The following is a 25,224-nucleotide window of genomic DNA, read 5'->3' on the forward strand; positions in this document are numbered from 1 at the left end:
AGACGCTGTCTCCTACGTCTGAACGTAAAACAGATAAGATGTCGCTAATCATATCCCTAACACAATCAAAGGGCAATTTGATTCACACGCTAATTTTGCAATGTGCAGTGCTAAAATTCTGCTTGCAGCTACAATGCCAACTTATGCTTATTCTTGGCAAATAAGGCAGGTCCAATCCCTTTGACTTGCTGAAGTTCTTCAATACTTTGAAATTTTCCATTTTGTTTTCGGTATTCCACAATCGCTTGTGCTTTTTTCATACCCACCCCAGACAATTGCTGCAATTGTTCTAGTGAAGCACTATTTAAACGCACCTGATTTGAATGCGCACTTTGCTGAGTAGGACGCGCTAAATAATGTGCTTCGCTTGATGATGCGGTTTGAGTCACACTTAAACGCTGATCTTGCGCGGCTTGCTGTGCTTTCCATTTTAAATAGTTTTGATCATAGCTGTAGCCATTCACCTGCGCAGGCCTGGACTGCACATTTTGTGCTGTACTCCACATGCTGATACTACATAACAGCAATGCAAGCAAGTACTGCCATCCGAAAGAACAAAAGCGAAAAGATGTTTTTAACTGCTGCGATATATTCATGTTGCCGCAAAACCTGTCATTCTAATTGTTGTTTTGCCTGCTCCCAAAGTTGATCCATTTCTTCTAAAGTCATATCTTCTATTGTTTTTTGTTGTAATTTGGCCTGATCTTCAATGAAAGCAAAGCGTGTTCTAAATTTATGAATCGTACCCAATAATGCCATCTCACTGGATAAGCCAAGTTTACGTCCAACATTGATTAAAGAAAACAAACAATCACCAAATTCATCCCGTATTTCGTCGGATTGTTGCTGCTGAATCGCCTGTTGTAATTTTTGCAATTCTTCTTCTAACTTACCAAAAGCATCTTGCACAGTATGAAAATCAAAGGCCAATTGTGCCGCATGCTGTTGAATTTGCTGTGCTTGCACCAAGGCGGGTGCGTGTTTCACTTCATCTAAACGGGACTTTGCTTTACCCTGTTTTTCTTGTTGTTTGATGGTTTTCCATAAGGCAGCCACATCTTCTGCGCTGAGCTGTGCAAACTGCTCAGCCTGAAACACATGCGGATGCCGACGGATCAATTTATCGCAAATGGCTTGCACCACATCCTGAAAATTAAATGCACCTTGCTCGCTATACATTTGTGCCTGAAACACCACTTGCAACAACAAATCACCTAGCTCATCACGTACATCATCCACCTTGCCTGAGCGTACCGCCGCTTCAACTTCATACGCTTCTTCAATCGCATATTGAGTCAAACTTTCTGGGGTTTGTTTTTGATCCCACGGGCATTGTTGACGTAACTGTTGCATGATTGAAAGCAATTGCTGCATGGGTTGTTCCTTATTTCAATTTATTGCACGAATGTAGCTATTTTTTGTTATGCTCAGACAGCAAAGACGATATGCACAACAAAAATAAGATCAGGGAGCAAGTTCAAATGCACAGTATCTTGATTAGTGGCGCTGCACAAGGCATTGGTGCGGCAATCGCACAATTGTTTTATCAACAAGGTTACCGTGTTGGTATTTATGATATTCATCTCGCACAAGCGCAGCAATTGGCAGACCAATTGGGTGAGCGTGCACATGCAGGTTTACTTGATGTAGCGGACTATGCGAGTTGGCAAACTGCATTATCTGATTTTTGCCAATGGGCAGGTGAGCTGAATATTTTGGTGAATAATGCAGGAATTCTCTACTCAGGCGCATTTGAGAACACCCCTATAGAAGCGCATCATCGAACTATGGCGGTGAATGTAAATGGTGTGTTGAACGGCTGTCATTCAGCTTTGCCTTATTTAAAACAAGCAAGTTTTGCACGGGTGATTAACTTATCTTCAGCATCTGCGATTTATGGACAAGCCGATTTAATTTCTTATTCTGCCTCAAAATTTGCAGTGCGTGGCATTACGGAAGGTTTAGATATAGAGTGGCAAAAATACGGTATTAGGGTCTTAGATGTCATGCCGCTATTTGTACAAACTGCAATGGTGAAAGATATGGATGCAGCCACCATTCAAAACATGGGTGTGCATTTATCAACAGAAGATGTTGCTCAGGTGGTATATCAGCAAGCGACGGTTAAAGATTCAATTCTTACCAATACGCATCGTGCAGTTGGTTTAAAAGCCAAAACCCTGATGCAACTTTCGAGTATTAGTCCGCAATGGTTAAATCGTCTATCCAATAGCTTATTGGCGAAGCGTCATTAATTCTACATCTATCTTTTTTAAATTAAGTCGCTCAAAAAAATCCCGAATGTGAATTCGGGATTTTTTTATCAAACTCGTCAAAGTTTAAGCCTTAGCCTCGCTTAAACTTCTTCTCGGCTTTCTTAAACTTCTGCACATAACGACGACGACGTGCCGCTGTGCGCTCATCTACTTGTGACTTACGTCCTTCAAATGGGTTTTCAGAGGTTTTGAATTCAATTTTTACAGGTGTACCTTCTAGCTTATAGACTTTACGGAACACATTTTCTAAATAGCGGCGGTAATCTGCAGGGGTTTTATCGACCTTATTCCCATGAATCACGATGGTTGGCGGGTTCTGTCCACCCATGTGTGCATAACGCATTTTAATAGCACGACCTTGCACCTTAGGTGGATGGTGTGCATCTGTTGCATCATTCAAAATCTGGGTCAGTTTCGCAGGTGACACTTTTAAGTGCGATGCTTCATAAGCACGGTGAATAGAAGGATATAAATCGCCCACACCTGTACCATGCAAGGCAGAAATTAGGTGAATTTTTGCCCATGGAATAAAGTCAAAACGACGCTCAACATCTAATTTACATTGTTTGCGATCATATTCGGACATATTGTCCCATTTGTTAATCGCAATTACCATGGCACGCCCAGCTTCAAGCGCATAACCAATTAAATGTAAATCTTGCTCGACAATGCCATCACGTGCATCCACCACAATCACCACCACGTGTGCATCTTTCATGGCTTGCAAGGTTTTGACAATCGAGAATTTCTCGATCATTTCATCGACCTTACCTTTACGACGCACACCTGCAGTATCAATTAAGGTGTATTTACGTTCATTGCGCTCAAACGGAATATAGACAGAGTCACGTGTTGTACCTGGCTGATCATATGCCACCACACGTTCTTCGCCCAACAAACGGTTAACCAGTGTCGATTTACCCACGTTTGGACGTCCAATAATGGCTAAACGCAAACCTGTATCTTGATCACGTGCATCTGGGTTTTCATCTTCAGGAACATCTGCCAAAACGTCTTCCAGCATTTGCTGAACGCCTCGACCATGACTAGCAGCCACTTGCAATGGCTCCCCCATTCCCAATTTAAAGAATTCAACCAAAGCGGCTTCGGCATGTACGCCATCTACTTTGTTCGCCACCAAGAATACTTTTTTGCCCAAAGTACGCAATTCACGGGCAATTTGCTCATCCGATGCTAACAAGCCTGCACGTGCATCGACCACAAAAATGATGATATCGGCTTCGTGGATGGCTGTTTTAGATTGTTCAGCCATATATGAGTCGATGCCGCCTTCACTTTCGCCAATACCGCCGGTATCGACCACAATGAAAGATTTATTTTGATAGCTTGCATCACCATATTTGCGGTCACGTGTCAGACCTGCAAAGTCAGCAACAAGTGCATCACGGCTCTTGGTAATCTGGTTAAACAGCGTTGATTTTCCGACGTTAGGACGACCAATGAGCGCAATTACGGGTTTCATAGATTAACCTTTATTCAAGATCAGTCAGTTTCAATGGTCTGTACATCCGAAACTGTGGAAGAAAGAACAGAGTATGGATGTTGGGTTCAGCGTTGCGACTACGCAAACGACAAAGAGAACATCGACCACCCTATTAAATAAAAACACGGGGTATTGATGATTCAATTACCCCGCGTAAAAATACGGACGACTATTTTAGCATAAAAGTCAGAACAAAATTAGCGGTTCTGCCAAACGCTTAATGCGCCCTTTTGCGTTGCCACATAGAGTTGATTGTCTATTACACGCAAAGAACGGACTTCGCCATTGGTTTTTGAACGTCCAACCAGTTGGCCTGAGCTTGGATCAATGAGGTGTAAAACACCATCTAAATCACCGACCACCAAATATTTTCCAAACAATACAGGATTAGATAAACGACGGTTCAGTAAAATGTCATTTTCCCAAAGTGCTTGTCCAGATGTGATTTCATAAGCTGCAATTTTGCCATCTGCAGTGCTGACAAATACACCATTTCCCGCGACTTCTGGGCGTTTGGTACTACTTGCATCTTCACTCCAAATCACTTGTTGTGAAGCCAAGTCCAATACAGTGACCTGACCTTGGTAGCTTGTCGTCACCAAGAATTGACCCGCAACCACAGGGTCACCATCAATGTCATTTAAGCGTTGAATGTCTGAACGGCCTTCACTTATAGCAACACGGCGCTGCATACGTGGTACACCTGTCACAATATCCAGTGCATATACATAGGCATTTGCTGAAGCAATCAGCACAGTACGTGAATCGAGCGCAACGGGTGCCGCCATGCCACGTAAGCTAAATTGCACGTTTGGCAAATTGTAAGTCCAAACCAATTGACCTGTTTCGGCATTGTGTGCATATACCGTGCCGTCATTACTTACAGTCACCACACGGCCTGCTTGAATTAACGATGGTGCAAGAATTGCTCCTGTTAACTTTGCAACCCACTTTTGTTCACCTGTTTGCTGATCTAAAGCAAACAATTGACCTTTGGCATTTCCTGCAACCACAATGCCATCAGCAGCATTGACACCTGCCGTTAAGCCTTGCTTAGACACTTGTTTTTGCCAAAGACGCTGCTTGCCTTGATAGGCAGCCATCTCACCTTTAGGATCAACAGTATAAATCACCCCGTTTTCAGCATCCAATTGCAGGCGCAATGGATCGGCTGCTGTAGTCGATGCAACGCTTTGTGAAAACACAGGAACTAGACTTTGTGCTTGCTCAAGTTTTGGTAGTGGATTTGGCTTAACTTCTGCAACTTTAATTTTATTGGTGGAACACCCCGCCAAAGCGAGGGTTAAAACGGTCAGTGCAAACGGTATTTTATACTTTCTATTCATTAGCTCTCATCCACTTGTGTTTCTAATACTGGGCGTTCAATTTCAGGATCATCCACCAAAACACCAACACTTTCGAGTTTTATTTGTAAAATTTGACGTTCCTGTTTACGTTCCACCAAAGTATCCCATGCACTTTGATACGCTTTTTGGGCATTTTCACGGTCATTTTTCGCGACATAAACATCGCCACGCGCTTCATCTGCAGTCGCCTTAAACGCAGGATCAGTCACCGCTGCCAAACTTTGAATGGCTTCATCGTATTTCTTTTGTGCCAACTGTGCATAAGCCAAACGCAACTTAACCAATTGCACTAAGCCTTGGTCTTTCACTTTAGAGTTTTCAACTTTCTTTAAGGCTTTTTCTGCGGCAGCAAAATTTTGCTGATCGTAAGCGAGTTTAGCCATTAAAAATTGGGTTTGAATGGCTTGCGCAGAATCAGGGGCTTCTTTCATAATTTTATCGGCAGTCGCAGACAATTGACTAAAGGCATCTGGATTGCCTTCTGCTGTACGCGCATCATCCATCAGTTGTTGAACTTTCGCAGTATTCATTTGCTGCTCTATCAATGTCTTTTTCTGCCAATATTGCCATCCGAAAAAGGCAATCAACGCAATTAAAATCCCGCTAATAATGGCCGAGCCATACTTTTTCGCAAACGATTTTAAACTATCAAGTTGTTCGTCATCACTCAATGCGCTCATTGGATTACCCTTTTCCTTATGTTATTTGGCTTATTGTGAAGAAAATTTTTCAATGATGAAAGGCACAATTTTGGTCACTGCAACAGTCGTTTGCTCGGCAGTTGCCAAAGTTTTGACTGCCAATTGCTGTGCTTCCGCTTCGCGCTCACCATAAATCAATGCGTAGATTGCACCTGACTGATCGGCTTTTTTCATTTGGCTTTTCATTGAACCTTGTGAACCGACTTTCAGGCGAATTTGGCTGCCTGCCTGTTCCAACTGGTCACGAATTTGCTCAGCCAAAACCAAAGCCTTGCCTTGCGTTGTTGGGTCTGCCAACAAGAACACTTCACAATCACGTACTGGTGTATTGTCTTCGACTTGCTCAAGCAACAACAATAAACGCTCAATACCCATGGCAAATCCCACGGCAGGTACAGACTGATCTGCTTTGCCTTTCAATTGCCCAACCAGACCATCATAACGTCCACCTGCACAGACTGTGCCTTGTGAACCTAAATGCGTAGTTGTCCATTCAAATACTGTTTTGTTGTAATAATCTAGACCACGTACCAATTTTTGATTAATTACAAAATCAATGCCTGCATCTGTTAAATATTGCTGTAACTGGGCAAAGTGATTTAGGGTATCTTCACCCATAAAATCATGTAATTTCGGTGCATTTTCTAAGATGCTTTGTGTTTTAGCATCTTTAGAGTCCAAAATACGGAGTGGATTAGTACTTAAACGACGCTGAGAATCTTCATCTAAATCGGCCTTGTGAGCTTCTAAAAACTCAACCAAAGCAGCACGATACGCAGCACGCTCATCCGACTCACCCAAAGTATTCAACTCTAAGCGAACTTTATCGGCAACGCCCATGCGCTTCCATAACCGTGCGGTCATTAAAATCAGTTCGGCATCCATGTCTGGCGTTGCAACCCCAAAGGTTTCTACACCAAACTGATGAAATTGGCGGTAACGGCCTTTTTGCGGCTTTTCATAGCGGAACATCGGGCCGATATACCACACACGCGGGGTCGCGCCACGTAGTAAATTGTGCTCTAACATGGCACGTACACAGCCCGCAGTACCTTCAGGACGCAAAGTCAAAGACTCTGGCGGATTGCCTTTGTCCAAAAAGGTGTACATTTCTTTTTCAACAATATCGGTCGCATCACCAATTGAACGCTTAAACAAATTGGTTTGCTCGACCATTGGCAAACGAATTTGTTGATAACCATAAGCATCCATTAGTGATGCTAAATGTTGCTCTAGACGTCTCCACGCAGGAGTTTGCGTAGGTAGAATGTCATTAAAACCTTTGATTGCAACAATTGAACTCATGTCTTACTCAGAAAAATTTGTACGAATAATCTCTTTAGATTTAGCTTCTTCAAGCTCTGTCACACGTTGACGAACCATGCTTTCGATTTCATCAACAAGTTGGTTGGTATCAATTAAATGGCTTTTTTCACCATTTCGATATACCAACGAACGTGGACTTGCCCCCACGACACCAATGTCCGCCTCTTTGGCTTCGCCTGGGCCATTCACTTTACATCCAATAACCGATACATCCATAGGCGTGCGGATATCTTCCAAACGCTCTTCCAAGGCCTGCATGACAGAAATTACGTTAAATTCCTGACGTGAACAGCTTGGGCAAGCAATGAAGTTAATGCCGTTTGAACGTAAGCTTAAAGATTTAAGAATATCAAAACCAATTTTTACTTCATCTTCAGGTTCTGCCGCAAGTGAAATACGCATGGTATCACCAATGCCTTCCATGAGCAGACCACCCAAAGCAATTGCTGACTTAACCGTACCTGTACGGTAAATCCCTGCTTCGGTTACACCCAAATGTAATGGATTATCAATTTGTTGTGACAACAGGCGGTAAGCATCCATGGTTAAAAACACATTCGATGCTTTAACTGAAATTTTAAATTCCTGAAAATCTAGACGATCTAAAATATCAATATGACGCATGGCAGATTCTAGCAATGCTGCGCCTGTTGGCTCACCATATTTTTTCTGAATATCTTTTTCTAACGATCCCGCATTCACACCAATTCGCATAGAAATGTCATGATGCTTGGCAGCAGCCACCACTTCACGAATCTTGGCTTCCGACCCAATATTGCCTGGGTTAATCCGTAAACAGTCCGCACCCGCATCGGCAACCGCCAACGCAATTTTATAGTCAAAGTGAATGTCTGCCACCAACGGCACAGAGACTTGCTTACGAATTTCACCAAATGCAGCTGCGGCTTCCATTGTGGGTACAGAAACACGCATGATGTCTACCCCCGCATCTACACAACGCTGAATTTGTGCCACAGTTGCAGCAACATCGCAGGTTTCTGTATTGGTCATACTTTGGATGCTGATGGGCGCATCACCACCCACATAAACAGAACCCACACGAATTTTACGGGTCGGTCGGCGTTGAATTGGATTTACAATCATGATATCGCTTTACCTTACTGTATTATCGAGATAAACGGAATTCTGCTTTTCCGTTCACCGTGTATGGCGATAATGAAATCGACTCATTGTTCAAACTTAATGACACAGCAGTCGCATCATCTAAGCGAATTTGAAACGGGGCTTCGCCTTGTAAATTTAAAGTAGAAGCTTGACGTCCTGTTGCCAAAACCTTGCCAGTAGCGTCAACAATATGCACTGAAGTTGGACGAGCAAATTGCAAATTCAGCTGATCGCCTGAAGCAATTACAGGCGTGCTGCCTGTTGCATTGTCTGAAATAATTTGCACATCGGATTGCAGCACTGCGATTTCAGGTTCAGCCCCCTCTTGACCAGATGACATCCAGTTTTGAATTAGCGAGGCCAATGCCCACAACAACAGCAATACCGCCACAATTATGGCGATACGAGTAAGCCACTTTTTATTGCGCTCACGGTTAGAGCCTGGCAGTTTTCCCATAATTTTGATGGGTGAATTGTTCAAGGCGTGATTTGGCAACAACCCTGTATCGTTGGCATAAATTTCATCAAAACGCTGAATAATGGCTGAAGCATCGACCTGTAAATATTTGGCATAGGTACGATAATAGCCTTTAATAAAGGTCGCTTCAGGCAAAGCCGTGTATTCGTCTTGCTCTAGCGCCATCAGCGTTTTTAATGGAATTTTCAAATCTTTTGAAACATCATCCAGCTCGCGTTTTTGATTCACACGAATTTGACGAAGGTACTCACCTGGACGTTGAACATTTCCTAATGCATGGGATACAGGCGTTGTCCCCTGTGTGGGTTGCGGTGAATTAGGATTTACTTCCATACGGCCTCAGTACTGTACTGTAATTGCAAATAACGTTGGTATTCTTGGCTATTGGGAAATAATGCACGCAGCTGGTTCACTAAAACCTGAGTTCCCAATTGATCGCCATTGGCACGTGCTAAACGAATCCCTATCCATAAGGCACGCGCACCTTGATTTTTTTGCCCCACTGCACGTACAAATTGTTCATACAGTTGTCGTGCGGGTGCAAACTGTTGTCTTAAATATAAAATTTCCGACAACTCTAACATTGAAACATAAGAATCGCGATTGGCTTGCAAGGCTTGTTTGAATGACTTTTCGGCATTCTCTATATCGCCTAATTTCAAGTAAATGCGACCTACATTTTCCAATGCTCTAAAGCGTTGATCATAACCCAGCGTTGCACCTGCAATGCTAAGCTGCTCAATCGCATCATTATAGCGTTCTACTTGATATAAATACGTACCATAGTTGTTACGCGCTTGTGCATTTTTTGGGTCTGCGGCAATGGCTCGCTTAAAATAAGCATCGGCTTTTTCTAAATTCAACTTGCTGCCTTCTTGTTGCAGCAACACGCCCATCATCATATTGGCGGTGGAATCGCGTGAATCGCTTTCCAAAGCTTGATCAAGTGCGCGCTTAGCAGAATCTAAATCACCATTTTTTAAGTATTCTGCTGCCAACTGCGTACGTACTTGCACCGCTTTTTCAGGGTCTTTTTGCCCTAAGGTTGGAGCTGTGGTTTGACAAGCTGCAGCAAAAATTGCCGAAATACAAACAGTTGTAATTTGTGCGATTTTAAATACAGGCTTATTCAATGGACATCCCCTTTACGTCTTCGTTCGATGCAAGTTACTTATCTATACAAGTCATTATCCTTGCGAGCGTATAATTTCATTTTGCGCTGCAACTTTCTTTTTCCACTGTTCGGCACGACGGGTGCGGTCTGCCACTTGTCCGACCAATTGCCCACACGCAGCATCAATATCATCACCACGTGTCTGACGAATCGTACACACAAAACCTGCATCAGACAAAGTTTTTTGGAAAGAAATTATTCGATTTCGGCTTGAACGTCCATACGGCGCATGTGGAAATGGGTTAAATGGAATCAAATTAATTTTGCTTGGCAGGTTCTTGAGTAACTTAATCATTTGCTGCGCATGTTCGGGATGGTCATTTACACCATCTAACATCACATATTCAATGGTCACGTGTTTACGTGCGCTTTCGTTGCCATCTTTACCAATATAACGCTGACAAGCTGCGATTAATTGTTCCAACGGATATTTTTTATTGATTGGAACCAGTTCATCACGTAGTTGGTTATTGGTGGCATGTAAAGAAATTGCCAAAGCCACATCAATGTCTTGCGCTAATTGGTCAATTTTAGGTACAACGCCCGAAGTCGATAAAGTCACACGACGCTTAGACATACCATAAGCAAAATCGTCCAGCATAATGCGCATGGAGTTCAAGACGGCATCGTAATTCAGCAACGGCTCGCCCATACCCATCATCACCACGTTGGTCACTGAACGCTCACGCTCAATCACAGGCACATCTTCCATGTAGGAGTAGTTTGCCATCCACAACTGACCAATAATTTCGGCTTGGGTCAGGTCACGCTGAAAACCTTGTTTGCCCGTAGAACAAAATGAACAATCGAGCGCACAACCCACTTGCGATGAAATACACAAGGTTTTGCGTGAGCCAGTTTTATCTTCTGCAGGAATCAGAACAGTTTCGACGAGTGAGCCTTCACCTTCGCCCACACGGAACACCCACTTACGCGTACCGTCTTTAGAATAGTTTTTATGCACCACTTCTGGCGCTTTAATTTCACAAATCTTTTCCAGTTTTTCACGTAACTTGCCCGAAATATTGGTCATTTCGGCAAAGTCTGTAACAAAAAACTGGTGAATCCATTTCATCACCTGCCCTGCACGGAATTTCTTTTCGCCTAACTCTTCAAAGAATTTTTCCATTTGTGGACGTGACATGCCAAGGAGATTCACTTTCTCTGCAGTCGCAGACTGTGCAGGAGCGGATGCAGATGCTTGCTGAACATCTGTCGCAGATGCAGCGAGGACTTCTGTACTCATGTGTGTATTACCTAAACCATGTCTAAAGATGAAAGGAGATGCTCAAGAGGTGAGCAAGGGTTTATTCAGAAAATAAAAAATCGGAGAATAAAAAACCAGATAAGCATAATAACACTTATCTGGTTTGAATACTGCGTATTAACGAGTACGTGGGCAAACTTCAGTTTGAGCAAAGAAGTAGTTTACTTCACGCTCTGCAGATGCAACTGAGTCTGAACCGTGAGCAGCGTTTTCGTCGATGCTTACAGCGAAATCTGCACGGATTGTACCAGGAGCAGCTTCTTTAGGGTTTGTCGCACCTAAAATTTCACGGTGAGCAAGAACTGCGTTTTCACCTTCAAGAACTGAAACAACAACTGGACCAGAAGTCATGAACGCAACTAGGTCACCAAAGAAACCACGTTCTTTGTGCTCAGCGTAGAAGCCTTCAGCTTCAGCTTGAGAAAGGTGTTTCATTTTAGTCGCAACGATTTTAAGACCAGCTTTTTCGAAACGAGCAAAGATGTCACCGATGTGGTTTTTAGCAACTGCATCTGGTTTTACGATAGATAAAGTACGTTCAATAGCCATGATTGGCTCCTTAAGTCAATGTTGACGCGAAAATTTTGCCGCATTATACCGAATAATGGGCTGTTTTCTGCTTTTGATGTGTAAAAAAATTGCTTTTTTCGAGATCAAGCGCATTGTGCAGAAGCTTGATCGGCAAATCAATCTAGCTTCACACCGCTAAATTAACGCGCTTCGTCAATCCATGCCATTTGAATGGCTTCCAAGATGCCTTCAGTCGATTTTTCAGGATCGTCTTCAAATTCTGGCAAAGCACAAACCCAAGCGTGTAAATCGGTAAAACGAATCCATTGCGGATCGACATCGGGATGCGCCTCATATAACTCAATGGCAATGTCGATGCTGTCCGTCCAACGTAAACCCATGTGTATTCCCTATTCTAGTCAAGACAGCGACTACTTTAACAAATTTCGCATGGGCTGCCTGCCATTACTGCACTGAATTTTCGATTTGGTTTTATCCAAGCTTATAAAACAATATTTACATAAGGTGCAGCCAAAATAATCGCACTCGCCACTGAACCGCCAATCATCGCCCCGACTGCCACATCACTCGGATAGTGCAAGCCTAAAATCATACGGGAAACGGCCACCAAAATCGTAAAGGGCAACATCAACATCAACAATACTGGCTGGATATAACCCAAAACCGTTGTGGTCATGACTGCATGCAAAGTGTGACCTGATGGGAAGCTAAAATGATCTAAGGGACGTTCACCCAAACGGATCACTTGGTGTACCTGATACGGACGTGGACGGACGGTTTTCTGTTTTAAATATTTATAAATACCTGTGCCGACAGAACCGCCTAACAACAGATAAATAATTTGTAAACTATAGCCAATGCCCTGCATCATCCATGCACTTGCGAGCATGACATACCAGAACACACCGTCGCCCAAACGGCTAATGACTTTAAAAAATTGTGCCACCCGCTGAGAGTGGGAAAAATGGTTAAGATACAAACAGCCTTTTAAGTCGAGATCCAGCATTCTTATTTTTGCATTTTTAAACTTCATCAGTTCTCTCCTCTTTGGCGTATAGCTAAGATGGCATGTATAGCTCCTTCGCCACCTGATATAACGCCTGCTCAAATTGTTGGACTGGGTGTTGCCAGCCAATATTTAAAGTCGCTTTGCGGGCCTTTTCGCCCATTTGTCTAAGGGTTGTAATATCGGGAAGTCGGTGGATATGACCGACCAAATCTTCTGGCTGACCGAGTGGACTCAACCAGCCTGTTTCATTCGGTTTTAGATGTAAACGTGCGCAAGCATAGTCATAAGCAATGACAGGCAAGCCACTGGCCATAGCTTCTAACACGACATTGCCAAAGGTTTCAACCTGACTGGCAAAAGCAAACACATCGGCACTGGCATAGGCTTGTGCAAGTGCTGTGCCACTTAAACTACCTGTAAAAATGATATCTCCCTGAGCGTTCATGGCTTCTAAACGTTCACGGTCTGGCCCATCTCCAACAATCACCAATTTCACAGGCTGTTCGGTATTTTTTGGCATACGCTGATAGGCATTAATAATAAGATTGACTTCTTTTTCAGGTGATAAACGCCCTACATACAACATCACCCGCGTATTTTCACTCGCACCCCAGCTTGCTCGCAGTTGGGTAGAACGAAAATCTGGTGAAAAATATTCAACATCGACACCACGCCCAACCACCACCAAAGGCCCTTGCACACCAAACTGATGCAATGATTTTTCAGTATGGCTACTTGGCACACACGTCAGCGAGGTATTGTTATGAAACCATTTTAGATAGTGCTGAATTGGCTTGAGTAAAAATGCCAAATCGAAAAAACGGCTAAAATCTTGAAATGCGGAGTGAAAACCACTTGATACTGGAATATTTTTTGATTTTGCAATATGTAAACTGGCAAGCCCTAAAGGGCCTTCAGTGACGATATGCACTACATCGGGCTGAAACTCATCTAGCGCCTGCGAAACTTTAGACCACTGTGGCCAGCCAAATTGTAAATTATGATATTTAGGAATGGCTTGTGCTTTTACCAGACATTCTTGATACGGTTGGAATTGAGTGCAGGCTTGTTTTTGTTCAGGGCGAATCAATAAAATTTTGTGTCCAAGTTCCTGCAATCCTTTGCAAAGCTGCAACAGTGAACGTGCTACACCATTAATTTCAGGTGGCCAAGTTTCTGTTACAAGGGCAATTTTTAACCGCGGGCGGACGAGCTCTGAGAGTTCAGAAGTAGGCTGGCTGCTTTTTTGTTTTTGATCTTGTTTGAAATAAAATTTAAACGCATCGCTGTAACGCTCTAACTTACTGCTCTGCTTTGCCAATACATTGCTCATCGCCTTACTGCTCAATTCTTATTTTATGCTTGCTAGCATAGAGCAGCTGCATTGCAGTAATATGATGCTTTGGTGACACGTTTGTCATTTTTTAAACAACTAGATGACCACTCATACCTAGTTTTATGTATATCCTTTGCTGTCATTCAGCAAAAAATAGATAAAAAAAGCAGATATTGTCTACCTGCCTGCTGAATATCTTGTTTGCTGAATACCTGATCCGCGGCGCATTTTGTCTGGAACTGCCGCACATCTAAGCCCGCTAAAACAGTAAGTTAATATACAACTCATCGGTATAGCGTCCTGCTGGCGTTGTCAAACTCGGCTGTTCATCTAAGCGTACCGCAACACTGTATTTATGTCCTGTCGTAGAAACATGCCCTGCGATAGGCGTGTTCCACAGATTTGTTTTTGCACCCATAATGCTCATACTGGTACGTAAACGGTGTGTACCATTATTCACAAAACTGCTGCCATGTTTGTCCCGTAAATTACGACTACTAAACTGAATGCTATAACCCCGATCACAGTGCACATTAAAACTGGTTGCCGTCTGACTACGGTATTGTGAGCTCATTTGCAATAAAGACTCACTCACCGAACCAATAGTGCAGGCCTGTGTAGGAACACAGACCCAACAACCACACAACACTAGACTTATTTTTTTTAAGATCCCTAATCTTTTCATGTTCTCATCCTCAATCATGCTGCTGATATAATTACTGACAAATCAAATCTAATTGTCTGGTTTGTGGAACAGTACCAGCTTTAACTTGAGGTAATTCAAGTGAACTATGGCAAACTTTTCCACCTTTGGTTTTAACCTTAAGCATATAACTGCCTGCTTTCACACCATATAAATGTACTTTTCCATCGCTGCCAACAGGTACAAACTCAGTTGCATCATCACTTAAATACACTTCACTGCCCTGCACAAAGGTCTGCTGATCGGGCGTAAGTAAACGCAATATAATCAAACCTGTACGCTGAACAGGGAAATTCACTTTATAGCCACGTTGATTCATGCCAATCACTTTTTGGCTTGAATATTCAAAGCTGTCATACATATCTAACTGGTCTTGATCAAAAGACACGTCGTAATTGACGTAAGGGACAATGTCATGCACAAACGCATAGCCGTGTTGATTGGTTTTACCAACAGGCCTTAACGCACGCAGTACTTCCACATTTGGAATATCACCAACATTCACCAAAGCAAAAGCATTGTCTACATATTTGGTCATGGCCCATTTACGGTCTAACCACACTAATGCACCCTGATAATTGGCTTGACTGTAGCTAAAGCTCTCACTTTCATCGTGGCTTAAATATAAATTGCCCATCGGCATTTTCAGGGCGGTATAAGCATTTACACCAATATCCCCTTCAGCTTGCTGATGGCGCACAGCAAGCGTGTAATCCACACCATTTTGAGTTAGGCTGCTTTGCGCATAACGTAACTGGGTTTGTTCTTCAAAATTATGTGAAAGCTGCGCACTGCGGCGTTGGTCAAATTGATAATTCAGCGTTAAATAGGCTCCGTCGCTATCCTGCATTTTCAAGTCTTTATAATAAGAAAACGACATTGAGGTTTGACGCCCAAACATACGAGAAAAACCGACTGTAAGCATTTGGCTATCTGTAAAACTATTATTTGCATTGGGATGATAACGGCGCTCTAGATAGTTCACATTTAAGGTATTGATTAAAGGAATATTGAAAATACTGACATAAGCTAAATTGTCGTATTCTACTGTTTGCGTCGTATTGCTATATCCCAAACCGCGATATTCAGGACTGTAGTATTTATGACTTGCACCAAGCGCAATCCTACTTCCATTACGGCTTAGCGAAGCGCCAAAGGTATAGCCATCGCCCCAATCACTGTGACTAGAAGCTGCATGCGTATCTAACAAGGCATATTTGTTGATAGCTTGTGTCCATAACAAACCAACATTTTGCACATCCTTGCTATAATTTAAATTAGTGCCTAAGGTCGTGCTGTCGGTAATCCCGCGTCTGAAATAAAGGTTGCCAAAAAACTCACGATAATCATCCGATACGTAGTCATAGTCATAACGCAGCTTGCCTGCAGAAAAGTTATATTCATTCAGTCCAGGTTTGAGTAATTGCGTGGTGACATAAACTGGAAAAGATTGTACGGTACGGTTACCCAATACATCTTCCACGACCACTTGCGCCTCGCCCGACTGCTGAATATTTGCACCCGTATTTAAGGTATAGTGTCCAGGCGTAACCTGTTGTTGATATAAATTGATGCCATTAATGTATAAATCGACTGTGGATGGCAGTACAGCACTGCCTCTTAAGGTGGGTACATTCCAATAAATAAAATCTGGATAACTACTAAAATTCGAACCAAAAGATACACCGCCAAATCTAAATGTATCTAATAATGGATTATAAACGCTGGTGTTATCACCCAAGGTTAAACGCTGATAACGTGATGGAAACTCTATTTCAAAACTGGTATTCAAACGCAGTAGCTTATCTTGATCTTGTTCTACCTCTTTGCGATACATCATGGCATTTTTAAAAATCCAGTAATCTTTAAAAACACCAAACTCCGCCAAGCCATTTATTTCATTGTAATTATCATAACGTGCATACAGCACATCATAATTTAAAAAGCCACCCAGGTCCGCTTTTGAGGGAATCGCATGCGTTTGGGTAAATTGTGCATCAATAAAATAGCTGGCAGGTACGGTCAATTTAATCGCTTGCAACGCAAAGTCTTGCTCAGACTGAATTTCATTGGTGGTTACAGAACAAAACTGAGTTTGTGCGCTGTGTTTTTGCAAACGGTCTTGCTGTAAACCGAGTTGTTGCAAGACCTCACATTCCATATAGCGTTGCCCATCCTGTTGCAACACCAGACTTTCAATGACACGATCTACGCCATTTAGCCAGACACTATTTAATACCATTTCAGTATTGGCAGCATTGGCGGGTAATGGTATCCCCCACAGGACACTTTGCAGCGCAAAAAACAGTCGAGTTCTATGCATGATTTAGCCCTTCATTTTCAACTCAATGGCTTGCTCACTTTTATCTGTTTCAAGTTTGAGTATGTAATTTTTCAAATCACTGAGTTTGATTTGCCCCATATCAAAGCTGTGCTTTTGTTGATTCAACAAATATTTCATTTCACGAGTAGTTGCGACAGGTTGTTTTTGTTGATTTAAAATACTGATTGAAGAAATTTGCACATGCGATGCAGCATGATTTTCTATCTCTAAAAATAAATGATCATTTTGATAACGCGGAGTTGCTGTTACCTGAATGGCTTCTTGCTTACCCACAAATAAAGGAACAGAAATTGTGAATAAAAATTGCAGAGCGTCTTCTTCCACTACAGGAGCAATTTCTTTAAAAACAATGCGCCAAGTTTTTTCTTGCGCCATTTCTTCCTTAGAAAGTGGTCGGCTAAAACCTACACGAATCATTTGTTGTGTATTAGGTTGTAAAACAAAGTTTTTTGGATTAATTAAAAGGTCTTGATCTGGCTCTAGTACATCTTCACCCTGAGCATTTTGCGACCATTTATAGGCAAACATTTCAAAGCTTTTCGGTTCGGTAAGATCAGTGGCTTCCATCACAACCGTTGCACTGCGTTGTCGTGCTTTATCGCCCAAATACATTTGTGTAGGTGAAATCACCAAATTTGCATAAACAGCATCTACACATAAGCAACTTGCAATCAGCATATATTTCAATAATTTTTTCATGCTTCCCCCAGCAATGTCTGATTACGCTTGTCTTTAGACTAAAAAGTTGACTCCACCCTGTCGGTAAAGCCAACTGATTCAGATTGCGTTCAAGTGAATTAGAATGACACTCGAATGTTGTATTTATCGGTATAGGTACCCGCTGGTTTAGAAATACCTACACCGTCACTTTTAACCAAGACATTGTAAGTACTCCAGCCATTGCTGCCTGGCGCAATATTGGTTTGCTTATCATTTAACAGAATCAAAGACGGTGAACCCGCACGCTTGGTTTCAACCGTTAAGCCCACTGCATGATTACCTGATTTGGCTGCAGATTTGGTTGTTTTGCCTCCACCAACACGGTTGTCGGTATCGACCAATAAGTTGTAATTTGCATTCGCTCCAACCATAAATTGACCTGAAGCTTGTGCACCATCTTTTAATGAGATACTTGATGTTTTCACTTTCAGCTCACAACGCTTAGGTACAATCACTTGAATTGGAATACTTCCTGTGCACGGCCCTTCGTTACATACTGGGGTTGGCTTAGGGTCTGGTTTAGGATGATGATTACCACCTGCCATTGTTACTGTTGAAAAAGCGCCGAAAACCACCACAGCTGCAGCTGTTTTAATAAATTTAGACATGTCATTTCTCCATAACTCTTATAAAAAAACATTTTTTAATCATTCACTCGCTTGAGATATCGTTAGAATTATTGAAACGCAATCCTTAGCAAGCTTCTTCATTTTAGGTATTTCTCACAAAAAACCATCTATACGCGCTATTTCACGCAATATTGAATAAACCTTGGAATTCAGCAAATTAGGAGATTAAAGTACTGTTTTAAATGACATCACAAAAAACTAGGGAGCAGCTCACTCCCTAAAATTTGTGATACCAATTCTAGGGATACCCAAAAAATATATTTATTTACATTTAAACCAACACATTGTTTTTATTTTAACTTTTGTTACATTTTAAGTCGGTTTATTTTTGAAAGAATGGTCAAAATTCAGTTTTTAGTCTGATTTTTACTATACTTTTCACATATTTGATTCACTATCTCCTATCACATTTGACAGACTAAGCGTTTTTTAACATCAAATCTCACCAATTGCAGGGATTGCCTCTCGCTATAAAAAAGCCATGTTTTGGGCGTCTGAATTTATCCAAAAGATCAAATTTTTACATCACCAACTCAACGAAGAAACAGTTGATCATTCATCTATGTCTGTAACGTGAGAAATAAACCTCGCAAGAAGTTTAGCTAACTCATAACGCAATAGCAGACAAAATAAAACCCCATTCAAACTATTGCCTAAATGGGGTCATCACACCTGAGTCAGTAATATAGACTCAGGTACACACGCGTGACTTATTTAACGTAAGTCAACCAATGTGCATATTTGTCATTCTTGCCTTGAACTGCGTCAAAGAAAGTTTTTTGAATTTCAGTCGTAATTGGGCCACGTGAACCACAGCCAATCACACGGTCATCGTATTCACGAATTGGAGTAACTTCTGCTGCTGTACCTGTAAAGAAAGCTTCATCGGCAATGTAGAATTCATCACGTGTAATACGGCGTTCAACCACCTCATAACCCAAGTCTTTAGCAATAGTGATCACTGTTTGACGCGTAATACCATCTAAAGCACCGCCTGCGATGTCTGGTGTGTGTAAAACGCCATCTTTAATTAAGAATACGTTTTCACCAGAACCTTGGCATACATAACCTTGTGGGTCCATCAACATCGCTTCATCATAGCCTGCTTGCGCGACTTCTTGGTGTGCAAGAATAGACAAGGTGTAGTTACCAGAAGCTTTAGCTTTACACATAGTCACGTTTGGATGGTGATGCGTAAACGATGAAGTTTTAACGCGAATACCTTTAGCCATCGCTTCTTCACCCAAGTATGCCCCCCAACCCCAAGCCGCAACCGCAGCATGAATGGTGTTATTGGTTGCAGCAATACCCAGTTTTTCAGAACCAATCCAAATTAATGGACGTAAATAGCACGATGAAAGTTTGTTTTCACGTACCACATCAATTTGCGCCTGTTCTAAAGCTGCCTGATCAAATGGTACTTTCATTTGATAGATTTTTGCAGAGTTTAACAAACGCTTAGTATGGTCCTGAAGACGGAAAATCGCAGTTCCGTTTGGCGTTTCATAAGCGCGGACACCCTCAAACACACCCATACTGTAGTGTAAGGTATGCGTTAAAACGTGAATTTTTGCATCACGCCAGTCAACCAATTGTCCATCTTGCCAAATAAAACCATCACGATCAGCCAAATTCATGGCACACACTCCAAATGTTTATACAATAGTCATTTTAATCCAATGCAGACGTTGCAGTCGGATCAATTAATCTTTGCCATAACTTGCAAACGACCTCACGGGTAGCGTACCAGTCCGCAGCATTGACTTGCATGGATTGATTTGCAAGGGCTAAGCGGTGGCTTTCGGCTCGTTCACGGAGATAAGCTTGAATCAATGCTGTCGCATCGTCGCTGGATAAGCAACCTGTTTTTGCGGCATCTTCAAGGATTCTTACGTTGTCGGAATAATGGGCGAGATCAGGATTCGACCCACTCCAGGCTAATACCGCATACTGTGCCATAAATTCGATATCAACGATACCACCTGCATCCTGTTTTAAATGAAAAATTCCATCTTTTTTTTGCTCTTTAGATGAACCCAAATGATCTTTCATTTTTTGACGCATTTTCAGCACTTCGCTGCGGACATATGCTTCGTCACGCGGCTGGGTTAAAATCTTACAACGCAACACTTCAAACTTGTCACGTAAACATTGCTCTCCTGCAATACTGCGCGCACGTACCAAAGCCTGATGCTCCCATAACCACGCGCTTTTGAGTTGATATTGCTCAAAGGCCCGTAAACTGGTCACCAATAAACCCGCATCTCCCGAAGGACGTAAACGGGTATCGACATCATAAACACGACCATCTAAAGTTTGCGTGGTCATTAAAGATACAAATTTACGTGCCACCCGCATGGCGAATTCAAAGCCACTAATCGGTTTAATGCCATCGGTATCGGCTTGTTCATCCATGTTGTGAATAAAAACCACGTCTAAATCTGAACCATAACCCAGTTCAATACCACCCACTTTGCCATAACCAATAATGGCAAAAGCGTTATGCTCCAAACCACAGCGCTGCCCTTCACTGTCTAGCGGATAGCCATGTTTTTTGACAATCATTTGATAGGCCAGTTGCAGGGCAGCATTTACGGTCACTTCGGCAATATCGGTTAAAGCATCTGACACTTTCATCAAGTGGCTTTCTGCCAGTACATCGCTGGCTGCAACTGTCAATACGTTGGATTTTTTGAATAAACGTAGCACCCGCATGAGGTCTTCGACTTCATCCAGTTCAATGCGCAGCAATTGTTGGCGCAAAGAATCTTCCAAATCGCTGCGTTTCGGCAATTCAAAATCCATGGATAAAAATTCATCCAGCAACACAGGATATTGCGTCAATTCTTCACAAATCCACGGGCTGACTGTGGCCATTTTCACCAAGCGTTGCAGTGCCCCTTTGCTTTCAATCAGCATGACCAAATACACGGTACGACGTAGTACAGATTCGACCAATGGCATTAAACGCATCAATGCCATTTGCGGATTTTCCGACTGCAACACCGCTTCAATCAAGTGTGGCCAAAAGGTTTTTAAACGCTGTAAAGCTTTGGCGGTAAGTTTTTTAATGCCATGCCCATACCAGAACTCATGCACTAAATTTTTCGCTTGGTCGTCTAGTACAGCATCGAGCTGTTTTTCTAGCTGACTATAATTTTCCAACAAAGAATCGGGTTCATTCTCTTTAATTAAATGTTCAAACTGATAAATGACTTTGACACGCTTTTCATTGAGGGTCTGCATAAAGCTATCCCAATCGGCAAAGCCCAAAGTATCGCTAATGCGTGCACGTAACTCAGGTTCGGTTGGTAAAGCTTGGCTTTGCTGATCATTCAAGGCTTGAATGGCATGTTCTACTCGACGCAGAAATAAATAAGCATCTTCTAAATCAAGTACGGCTTGCGGTTCTAGCAATTCAGCTTCGCCCAAATGACGCAAACTGACCAAACATTGGCGGTCTTGTAATTCTAGTTTTGAACCACCGTAAATGAGCTGAAAAACCTGCACAATAAATTCAACTTCACGAATACCACCTGCACCTAATTTAATATTGTCTTCGATATTACGGCGCTGTACTTCGCGCTCAATCATAGCTTTCATTTCGCGCATAGCTTCAAAGGCGGTGTAATCGACATACTTGCGGAATACGAAAGGTCGGGTCATTTGCAGCAATTCATGACCTTCTTGCCCGCCTGTGATAATACGTGCCTTAATCCAAGCATAGCGTTCCCATTCACGTCCATGCTGACTTAAATATTTTTCCAATGCCACATGACTAATGGCCAAAGCTGAACCATCGCCCCACGGACGTAAACGCATATCAACACGAAATACAAAACCATCTGCAGTGATGTGATCTAACAGATAGATCAGCTTTTGTCCCCATAAAATACAGAATTGCTGTACTTCAATGCACTTGCGTCCGTTGGTTTCGCCTTGTTCATCAAAAGCAAAAATCAGGTCGATGTCACTGGATAAATTCAGCTCCTGCGCACCATGCTTACCCATAGCCACCACAATTAAATCCTGCACTTTGCTGTTATATCCCATTGGTTCACCATGTTTGGCAACCAGCGGAATCCGAGCAAAATCTTTGGCCACTTGCACACAAATATCGGCAAAATCAGAAAGTTCTTGCGTCAACGTCACCACATCGGTCAGTTGATTGGCATCTTGCCAAATCCAGCGGAACATTAAACGCGCACGTAAAATGCGCAGGGTTTTCATCCACAGGGTTTCATCTTGAATGTCTTGTAAAGTCGAAATGACCAGTTGATGAATATAATCGGCACTCAGTGGTTTCAGAAATTGGTCAATTGCATAATCCTGTTGTAACAGGCTTTCGTGATTTGCCAAGACTTGTTCTGCGTATTGACTGGCATGTAATGTTTTTTGCAATTGTTCCGCATTCATTTTCAAGACCTAAAACCGAGCTTTATTTTGAAATATTGTCAACCCATCTATTTATAGCAGCAGATGCGTCAAAGAAGAAAATAAAATTACAGCAATCTGCAAAATACCTCTTACTTAAAATGCAGCGATAAAAAAACCGAAGCCTAAACTTCGGTTTGATTTACTAGATGCAATGCTTATTCAGCATCTAGCATTAAATCTGCGCTCATGCCTACCGTATTAAAGCCTGCATCGACATACAGAATTTCACCTGTAATACCGTTGGCCCATGGTGAGCATAGGAATAACGCGGCATTACCAACATCTTCAATCGTCACGTTACGTTTTAACGGTGCAACTTTTTCATTCAGGTCTAACATTTTACGGAATGATTTAATGCCTGATGCTGCAAGGGTACGAATTGGACCTGCAGAAATTGCATTCACACGAATACCTTCTGCACCCAAGCTTGAAGCTAAATAACGTACGCCTGCTTCCAAAGAAGCTTTGGCCATACCCATCACGTTATAGTTAGGCATAACACGTTCAGAACCTTGATAAGTCAGTGTCAATACGCAACCTTGGCGGGCTTGTAATAATGGTTTTGCAGCACGTGCCATTGCAATTAAGCTATAAGCACTGATGTCATGTGCAACTTTAAAGCCATCACGGTCAGTAACATCGGTAAAGTCACCATCTAAAGTATGTGCAGGTGCAAAACCAATAGAGTGAACCAAACCGTCTAAACCATCCCAGTGCTTTGCCAATTCAGCAAATGTTTGCTCAATTTCTGCATCTACACCAACATCACATGGCAAAACAATACTTGAACCAAATTGTGCAGCGAATTCATCAACACGTTTTTTGAGTTTTTCATTCGGATAAGTAAATGCTAATTCTGCACCTTCACGATGCAATGCTTGTGCAATACCAAATGCGATAGATAATTTACTTGCAATACCTGCAATTAAAAAACGCTTACCCGCCAAAAGACCTTGTGCCATGTGAAACTCACCTAGATATATTTCGCTGTATCATGCCAATTCTGAACACAGAGTGAAATTGCATAATGCGCCTTTTTTTGCAGATTATGTAAAAACTCAATGGCGATTCAAGCGAGTGATAGATGAAGTCACAGGATGATCTGCAAGCGGTGACGTACAATCTTAGTTAAAAACTTGCCCTACCACTTGGCATAATGCTGTTCAAGCAAGCCGTATTCGTTTAACAAAATAATTTCGGTATCGTCTTGTTGAATAGTACCGCTAATTTTGGCTTGCCATTGACTAAACTGACTGCCGACCAGACGTAAATTCAGATTTTCATAACGGCGCCAACCTGTGCTGACAGTTAAATTCAAACGATGATCCAGTGAACGAATACTCCACGAACCGTCATCTTCAGGTTGGAACAACACATCTGTTAATGGATACAGCACGCCATTAATCCACAAACAGTTTTCATTGCCAAAACTTTCATTCACACCAGAAGCCAAATTCAAACCCACACGACGGTTTTCGGTATCCCAGAAGTTACACGACAACCAAAACCATGCCGTTTCAGGACGTAAAAACCCGCAGGTGTCATCTAGTGAGGCAAAAGTCCGCTCATGGAATTGAATGGTTTGTCCTGTTTTATTAATAAAATAGCCTTCACAGCCGAGCGTAGTCAGTTTTTGAGTATAAGTCCAACCATTAATACCCGTTGGGCTACACATACTCAGCGGGTCTGTGCCTGCACAAAATATTCTCGCACTGAGTTTAATTTCACCGTATTTGGTCACGCGGATATAACGCACACCATTGGCATGTTGAATTTCAATTTGAAATGGCGATTTTTCAAAAAAACTTTGATTAAATAATGGTTGCTCATCTAAAACAGTATTACGCGATAAAAAATTAATCGCATTCCATTCCTGCACTTCGCCCGTCATGTGATTATAAATATAGACAAAACCGTGCCCTGCCCAAGCAATATCGGCAATCGCAAGCCCAATGGTATAGTGTTCGTGCTGAATACTACAAAATTTAAACTTTTTATATTTTAAGCGCTTACGCCAACCTGACAATACCTCACCATACGGTGATTTATATTGGTAAGCCTGATAATCAATTTTTTTGGGAAGTTCACTAAAACGTCCATAATGCGGTTGTCCATTCGTCTGAATTAAATCCATTGAAGACATTCCCTATTGTCTAAAAACAATTCATCTTTGGTCGTATTATGCCTACAAATGCATGTACAAAAAACCCGCAACTTATGATTTTGTTCAAAAAACTATAAAAACATAGATTGTTTTACTATTTTAAGGTTTGAGCGTTCACTAAATACACAAAATA

The 25,224-nt window shown here is 42.1% G+C and carries 23 protein-coding genes; 1 reads left to right on the plus strand and 22 read right to left on the minus strand.

Annotated features, from left to right (window positions below; translation table 11 throughout):
• Positions 1–128 precede the first annotated feature (128 nt).
• Both LZP46_RS11930 and mazG read right to left on the minus strand, forming a co-directional pair.
• Positions 129–596, minus strand: a complete 468-nt coding sequence (locus LZP46_RS11930; protein ID WP_236093950.1) for a ComEA family DNA-binding protein — start codon at positions 594–596, stop codon at positions 129–131.
• A gap of 16 nt (positions 597–612) precedes the next feature.
• Positions 613–1,374, minus strand: a complete 762-nt coding sequence (mazG, locus tag LZP46_RS11935; RefSeq protein ID WP_236093951.1) for a nucleoside triphosphate pyrophosphohydrolase — start codon at positions 1,372–1,374, stop codon at positions 613–615.
• Between the two features lie 107 nt (positions 1,375–1,481).
• Between mazG and LZP46_RS11940 the strand changes: the two genes are divergently transcribed.
• A complete protein-coding gene (locus tag LZP46_RS11940) occupies positions 1,482–2,255 on the plus strand; it encodes an SDR family oxidoreductase (RefSeq protein WP_236093952.1) in 774 nt (257 codons plus the stop codon).
• A 91-nt stretch (positions 2,256–2,346) separates the two neighbouring features.
• Here the strand turns inward: LZP46_RS11940 and der are convergent, their stop codons facing one another.
• The 20 genes from der to LZP46_RS12040 form a co-directional block, all read right to left on the minus strand.
• Entirely contained in the window at positions 2,347–3,759 is a 1,413-nt protein-coding gene (gene der, locus LZP46_RS11945; RefSeq protein WP_236093953.1) for a ribosome biogenesis GTPase Der, read from the minus strand.
• A gap of 218 nt (positions 3,760–3,977) precedes the next feature.
• A complete protein-coding gene (gene bamB / locus LZP46_RS11950; protein WP_236093954.1) occupies positions 3,978–5,126 on the minus strand; it encodes an outer membrane protein assembly factor BamB in 1,149 nt (382 codons plus the stop codon).
• Entirely contained in the window at positions 5,126–5,827 is a 702-nt protein-coding gene (locus LZP46_RS11955; RefSeq protein ID WP_236093955.1) for a YfgM family protein, read from the minus strand. The genes bamB and LZP46_RS11955 overlap by 1 nt, the downstream gene beginning before the upstream one ends.
• A 30-nt stretch (positions 5,828–5,857) precedes the next feature.
• Positions 5,858–7,153, minus strand: coding sequence for a histidine--tRNA ligase (gene hisS / locus LZP46_RS11960; protein WP_236093956.1), 1,296 nt, complete (start codon positions 7,151–7,153; stop codon positions 5,858–5,860).
• 3 nt (positions 7,154–7,156) lie between these two features.
• Entirely contained in the window at positions 7,157–8,278 is a 1,122-nt protein-coding gene (gene ispG, locus LZP46_RS11965) for a flavodoxin-dependent (E)-4-hydroxy-3-methylbut-2-enyl-diphosphate synthase (RefSeq protein WP_179995009.1), read from the minus strand.
• Positions 8,279–8,300: 22 nt separating this feature from the next.
• Complete coding sequence (locus LZP46_RS11970; protein WP_236093957.1) at positions 8,301–9,110, minus strand: helix-turn-helix domain-containing protein; 810 nt, start codon at positions 9,108–9,110, stop codon at positions 8,301–8,303.
• Entirely contained in the window at positions 9,101–9,889 is a 789-nt protein-coding gene (gene pilW / locus LZP46_RS11975) for a type IV pilus biogenesis/stability protein PilW (RefSeq protein ID WP_371971077.1), read from the minus strand. The genes LZP46_RS11970 and pilW overlap by 10 nt, the downstream gene beginning before the upstream one ends.
• A gap of 75 nt (positions 9,890–9,964) precedes the next feature.
• Complete coding sequence (gene rlmN / locus LZP46_RS11980) at positions 9,965–11,197, minus strand: 23S rRNA (adenine(2503)-C(2))-methyltransferase RlmN (protein WP_236093958.1); 1,233 nt, start codon at positions 11,195–11,197, stop codon at positions 9,965–9,967.
• Positions 11,198–11,335: 138 nt separating this feature from the next.
• The gene (gene ndk / locus LZP46_RS11985; RefSeq protein WP_004975092.1) at positions 11,336–11,767 is read right to left on the minus strand and encodes a nucleoside-diphosphate kinase; all 432 of its coding nucleotides are present in this window, start codon (positions 11,765–11,767) and stop codon (positions 11,336–11,338) included.
• Between the two features lie 161 nt (positions 11,768–11,928).
• Positions 11,929–12,129, minus strand: coding sequence for a Fe-S cluster assembly protein IscX (gene iscX, locus LZP46_RS11990; RefSeq protein WP_019836293.1), 201 nt, complete (start codon positions 12,127–12,129; stop codon positions 11,929–11,931).
• 101 nt (positions 12,130–12,230) lie between these two features.
• Positions 12,231–12,782: a phosphatase PAP2 family protein gene (locus LZP46_RS11995; RefSeq protein WP_004975087.1), complete on the minus strand. Its 552-nt coding sequence runs from the start codon at positions 12,780–12,782 to the stop codon at positions 12,231–12,233.
• Between the two features lie 25 nt (positions 12,783–12,807).
• Positions 12,808–14,091, minus strand: a complete 1,284-nt coding sequence (locus LZP46_RS12000; RefSeq protein WP_236093959.1) for a glycosyltransferase family 4 protein — start codon at positions 14,089–14,091, stop codon at positions 12,808–12,810.
• Between the two features lie 262 nt (positions 14,092–14,353).
• Positions 14,354–14,779, minus strand: a complete 426-nt coding sequence (locus LZP46_RS12005) for a hypothetical protein (protein ID WP_236093960.1) — start codon at positions 14,777–14,779, stop codon at positions 14,354–14,356.
• A 31-nt stretch (positions 14,780–14,810) separates the two neighbouring features.
• The gene (locus LZP46_RS12010; protein ID WP_236093961.1) at positions 14,811–17,120 is read right to left on the minus strand and encodes a fimbria/pilus outer membrane usher protein; all 2,310 of its coding nucleotides are present in this window, start codon (positions 17,118–17,120) and stop codon (positions 14,811–14,813) included.
• A 3-nt stretch (positions 17,121–17,123) separates the two neighbouring features.
• Complete coding sequence (locus LZP46_RS12015) at positions 17,124–17,840, minus strand: fimbrial biogenesis chaperone (protein WP_236093962.1); 717 nt, start codon at positions 17,838–17,840, stop codon at positions 17,124–17,126.
• Between the two features lie 98 nt (positions 17,841–17,938).
• Positions 17,939–18,469: a hypothetical protein gene (locus LZP46_RS12020; protein ID WP_236093963.1), complete on the minus strand. Its 531-nt coding sequence runs from the start codon at positions 18,467–18,469 to the stop codon at positions 17,939–17,941.
• Positions 18,470–19,200: 731 nt separating this feature from the next.
• A complete protein-coding gene (locus tag LZP46_RS12025) occupies positions 19,201–20,127 on the minus strand; it encodes a branched-chain amino acid transaminase (protein WP_004975074.1) in 927 nt (308 codons plus the stop codon).
• 34 nt (positions 20,128–20,161) lie between these two features.
• Positions 20,162–22,906: a bifunctional [glutamate--ammonia ligase]-adenylyl-L-tyrosine phosphorylase/[glutamate--ammonia-ligase] adenylyltransferase gene (gene glnE, locus LZP46_RS12030; protein ID WP_236093964.1), complete on the minus strand. Its 2,745-nt coding sequence runs from the start codon at positions 22,904–22,906 to the stop codon at positions 20,162–20,164.
• A gap of 176 nt (positions 22,907–23,082) precedes the next feature.
• Positions 23,083–23,889 (minus strand): enoyl-ACP reductase FabI, encoded by an 807-nt coding sequence (locus LZP46_RS12035; RefSeq protein WP_168418425.1) that lies wholly within the window; start codon positions 23,887–23,889, stop codon positions 23,083–23,085.
• A 179-nt stretch (positions 23,890–24,068) separates the two neighbouring features.
• Positions 24,069–25,061, minus strand: coding sequence for a DUF2804 domain-containing protein (locus tag LZP46_RS12040; RefSeq protein WP_236093965.1), 993 nt, complete (start codon positions 25,059–25,061; stop codon positions 24,069–24,071).
• Positions 25,062–25,224: the final 163 nt, after the last annotated feature.

The sequence above is a fragment of the Acinetobacter sp. SCLZS86 genome, assembly GCF_021560715.1.
GTDB lineage: Bacteria > Pseudomonadota > Gammaproteobacteria > Pseudomonadales > Moraxellaceae > Acinetobacter > Acinetobacter towneri_A.

Bases quoted from the DNA above. Each gene is read 5' to 3' on its own strand.
- LZP46_RS11930 (WP_236093950.1), bottom strand. From the start codon at position 596: ATGAATATATCGCAGCAGTTAAAAACATCTTTTCGCTTTTGTTCTTTC.
- mazG (WP_236093951.1), bottom strand. From the start codon at position 1,374: ATGCAGCAATTGCTTTCAATCATGCAACAGTTACGTCAACAATGCCCG.
- LZP46_RS11940 (WP_236093952.1), top strand. From the start codon at position 1,482: ATGCACAGTATCTTGATTAGTGGCGCTGCACAAGGCATTGGTGCGGCA.
- der (WP_236093953.1), bottom strand. From the start codon at position 3,759: ATGAAACCCGTAATTGCGCTCATTGGTCGTCCTAACGTCGGAAAATCA.
- bamB (WP_236093954.1), bottom strand. From the start codon at position 5,126: ATGAATAGAAAGTATAAAATACCGTTTGCACTGACCGTTTTAACCCTC.
- LZP46_RS11955 (WP_236093955.1), bottom strand. From the start codon at position 5,827: ATGAGCGCATTGAGTGATGACGAACAACTTGATAGTTTAAAATCGTTT.
- hisS (WP_236093956.1), bottom strand. From the start codon at position 7,153: ATGAGTTCAATTGTTGCAATCAAAGGTTTTAATGACATTCTACCTACG.
- ispG (WP_179995009.1), bottom strand. From the start codon at position 8,278: ATGATTGTAAATCCAATTCAACGCCGACCGACCCGTAAAATTCGTGTG.
- LZP46_RS11970 (WP_236093957.1), bottom strand. From the start codon at position 9,110: ATGGAAGTAAATCCTAATTCACCGCAACCCACACAGGGGACAACGCCT.
- rlmN (WP_236093958.1), bottom strand. From the start codon at position 11,197: ATGAGTACAGAAGTCCTCGCTGCATCTGCGACAGATGTTCAGCAAGCA.
- ndk (WP_004975092.1), bottom strand. From the start codon at position 11,767: ATGGCTATTGAACGTACTTTATCTATCGTAAAACCAGATGCAGTTGCT.
- iscX (WP_019836293.1), bottom strand. From the start codon at position 12,129: ATGGGTTTACGTTGGACGGACAGCATCGACATTGCCATTGAGTTATAT.
- LZP46_RS11995 (WP_004975087.1), bottom strand. From the start codon at position 12,782: ATGAAGTTTAAAAATGCAAAAATAAGAATGCTGGATCTCGACTTAAAA.
- LZP46_RS12000 (WP_236093959.1), bottom strand. From the start codon at position 14,091: ATGAGCAATGTATTGGCAAAGCAGAGCAGTAAGTTAGAGCGTTACAGC.
- LZP46_RS12005 (WP_236093960.1), bottom strand. From the start codon at position 14,779: ATGAAAAGATTAGGGATCTTAAAAAAAATAAGTCTAGTGTTGTGTGGT.
- LZP46_RS12010 (WP_236093961.1), bottom strand. From the start codon at position 17,120: ATGCATAGAACTCGACTGTTTTTTGCGCTGCAAAGTGTCCTGTGGGGG.
- LZP46_RS12015 (WP_236093962.1), bottom strand. From the start codon at position 17,840: ATGAAAAAATTATTGAAATATATGCTGATTGCAAGTTGCTTATGTGTA.
- LZP46_RS12020 (WP_236093963.1), bottom strand. From the start codon at position 18,469: ATGTCTAAATTTATTAAAACAGCTGCAGCTGTGGTGGTTTTCGGCGCT.
- LZP46_RS12025 (WP_004975074.1), bottom strand. From the start codon at position 20,127: ATGAATTTGGCTGATCGTGATGGTTTTATTTGGCAAGATGGACAATTG.
- glnE (WP_236093964.1), bottom strand. From the start codon at position 22,906: ATGAATGCGGAACAATTGCAAAAAACATTACATGCCAGTCAATACGCA.
- LZP46_RS12035 (WP_168418425.1), bottom strand. From the start codon at position 23,889: ATGGCACAAGGTCTTTTGGCGGGTAAGCGTTTTTTAATTGCAGGTATT.
- LZP46_RS12040 (WP_236093965.1), bottom strand. From the start codon at position 25,061: ATGGATTTAATTCAGACGAATGGACAACCGCATTATGGACGTTTTAGT.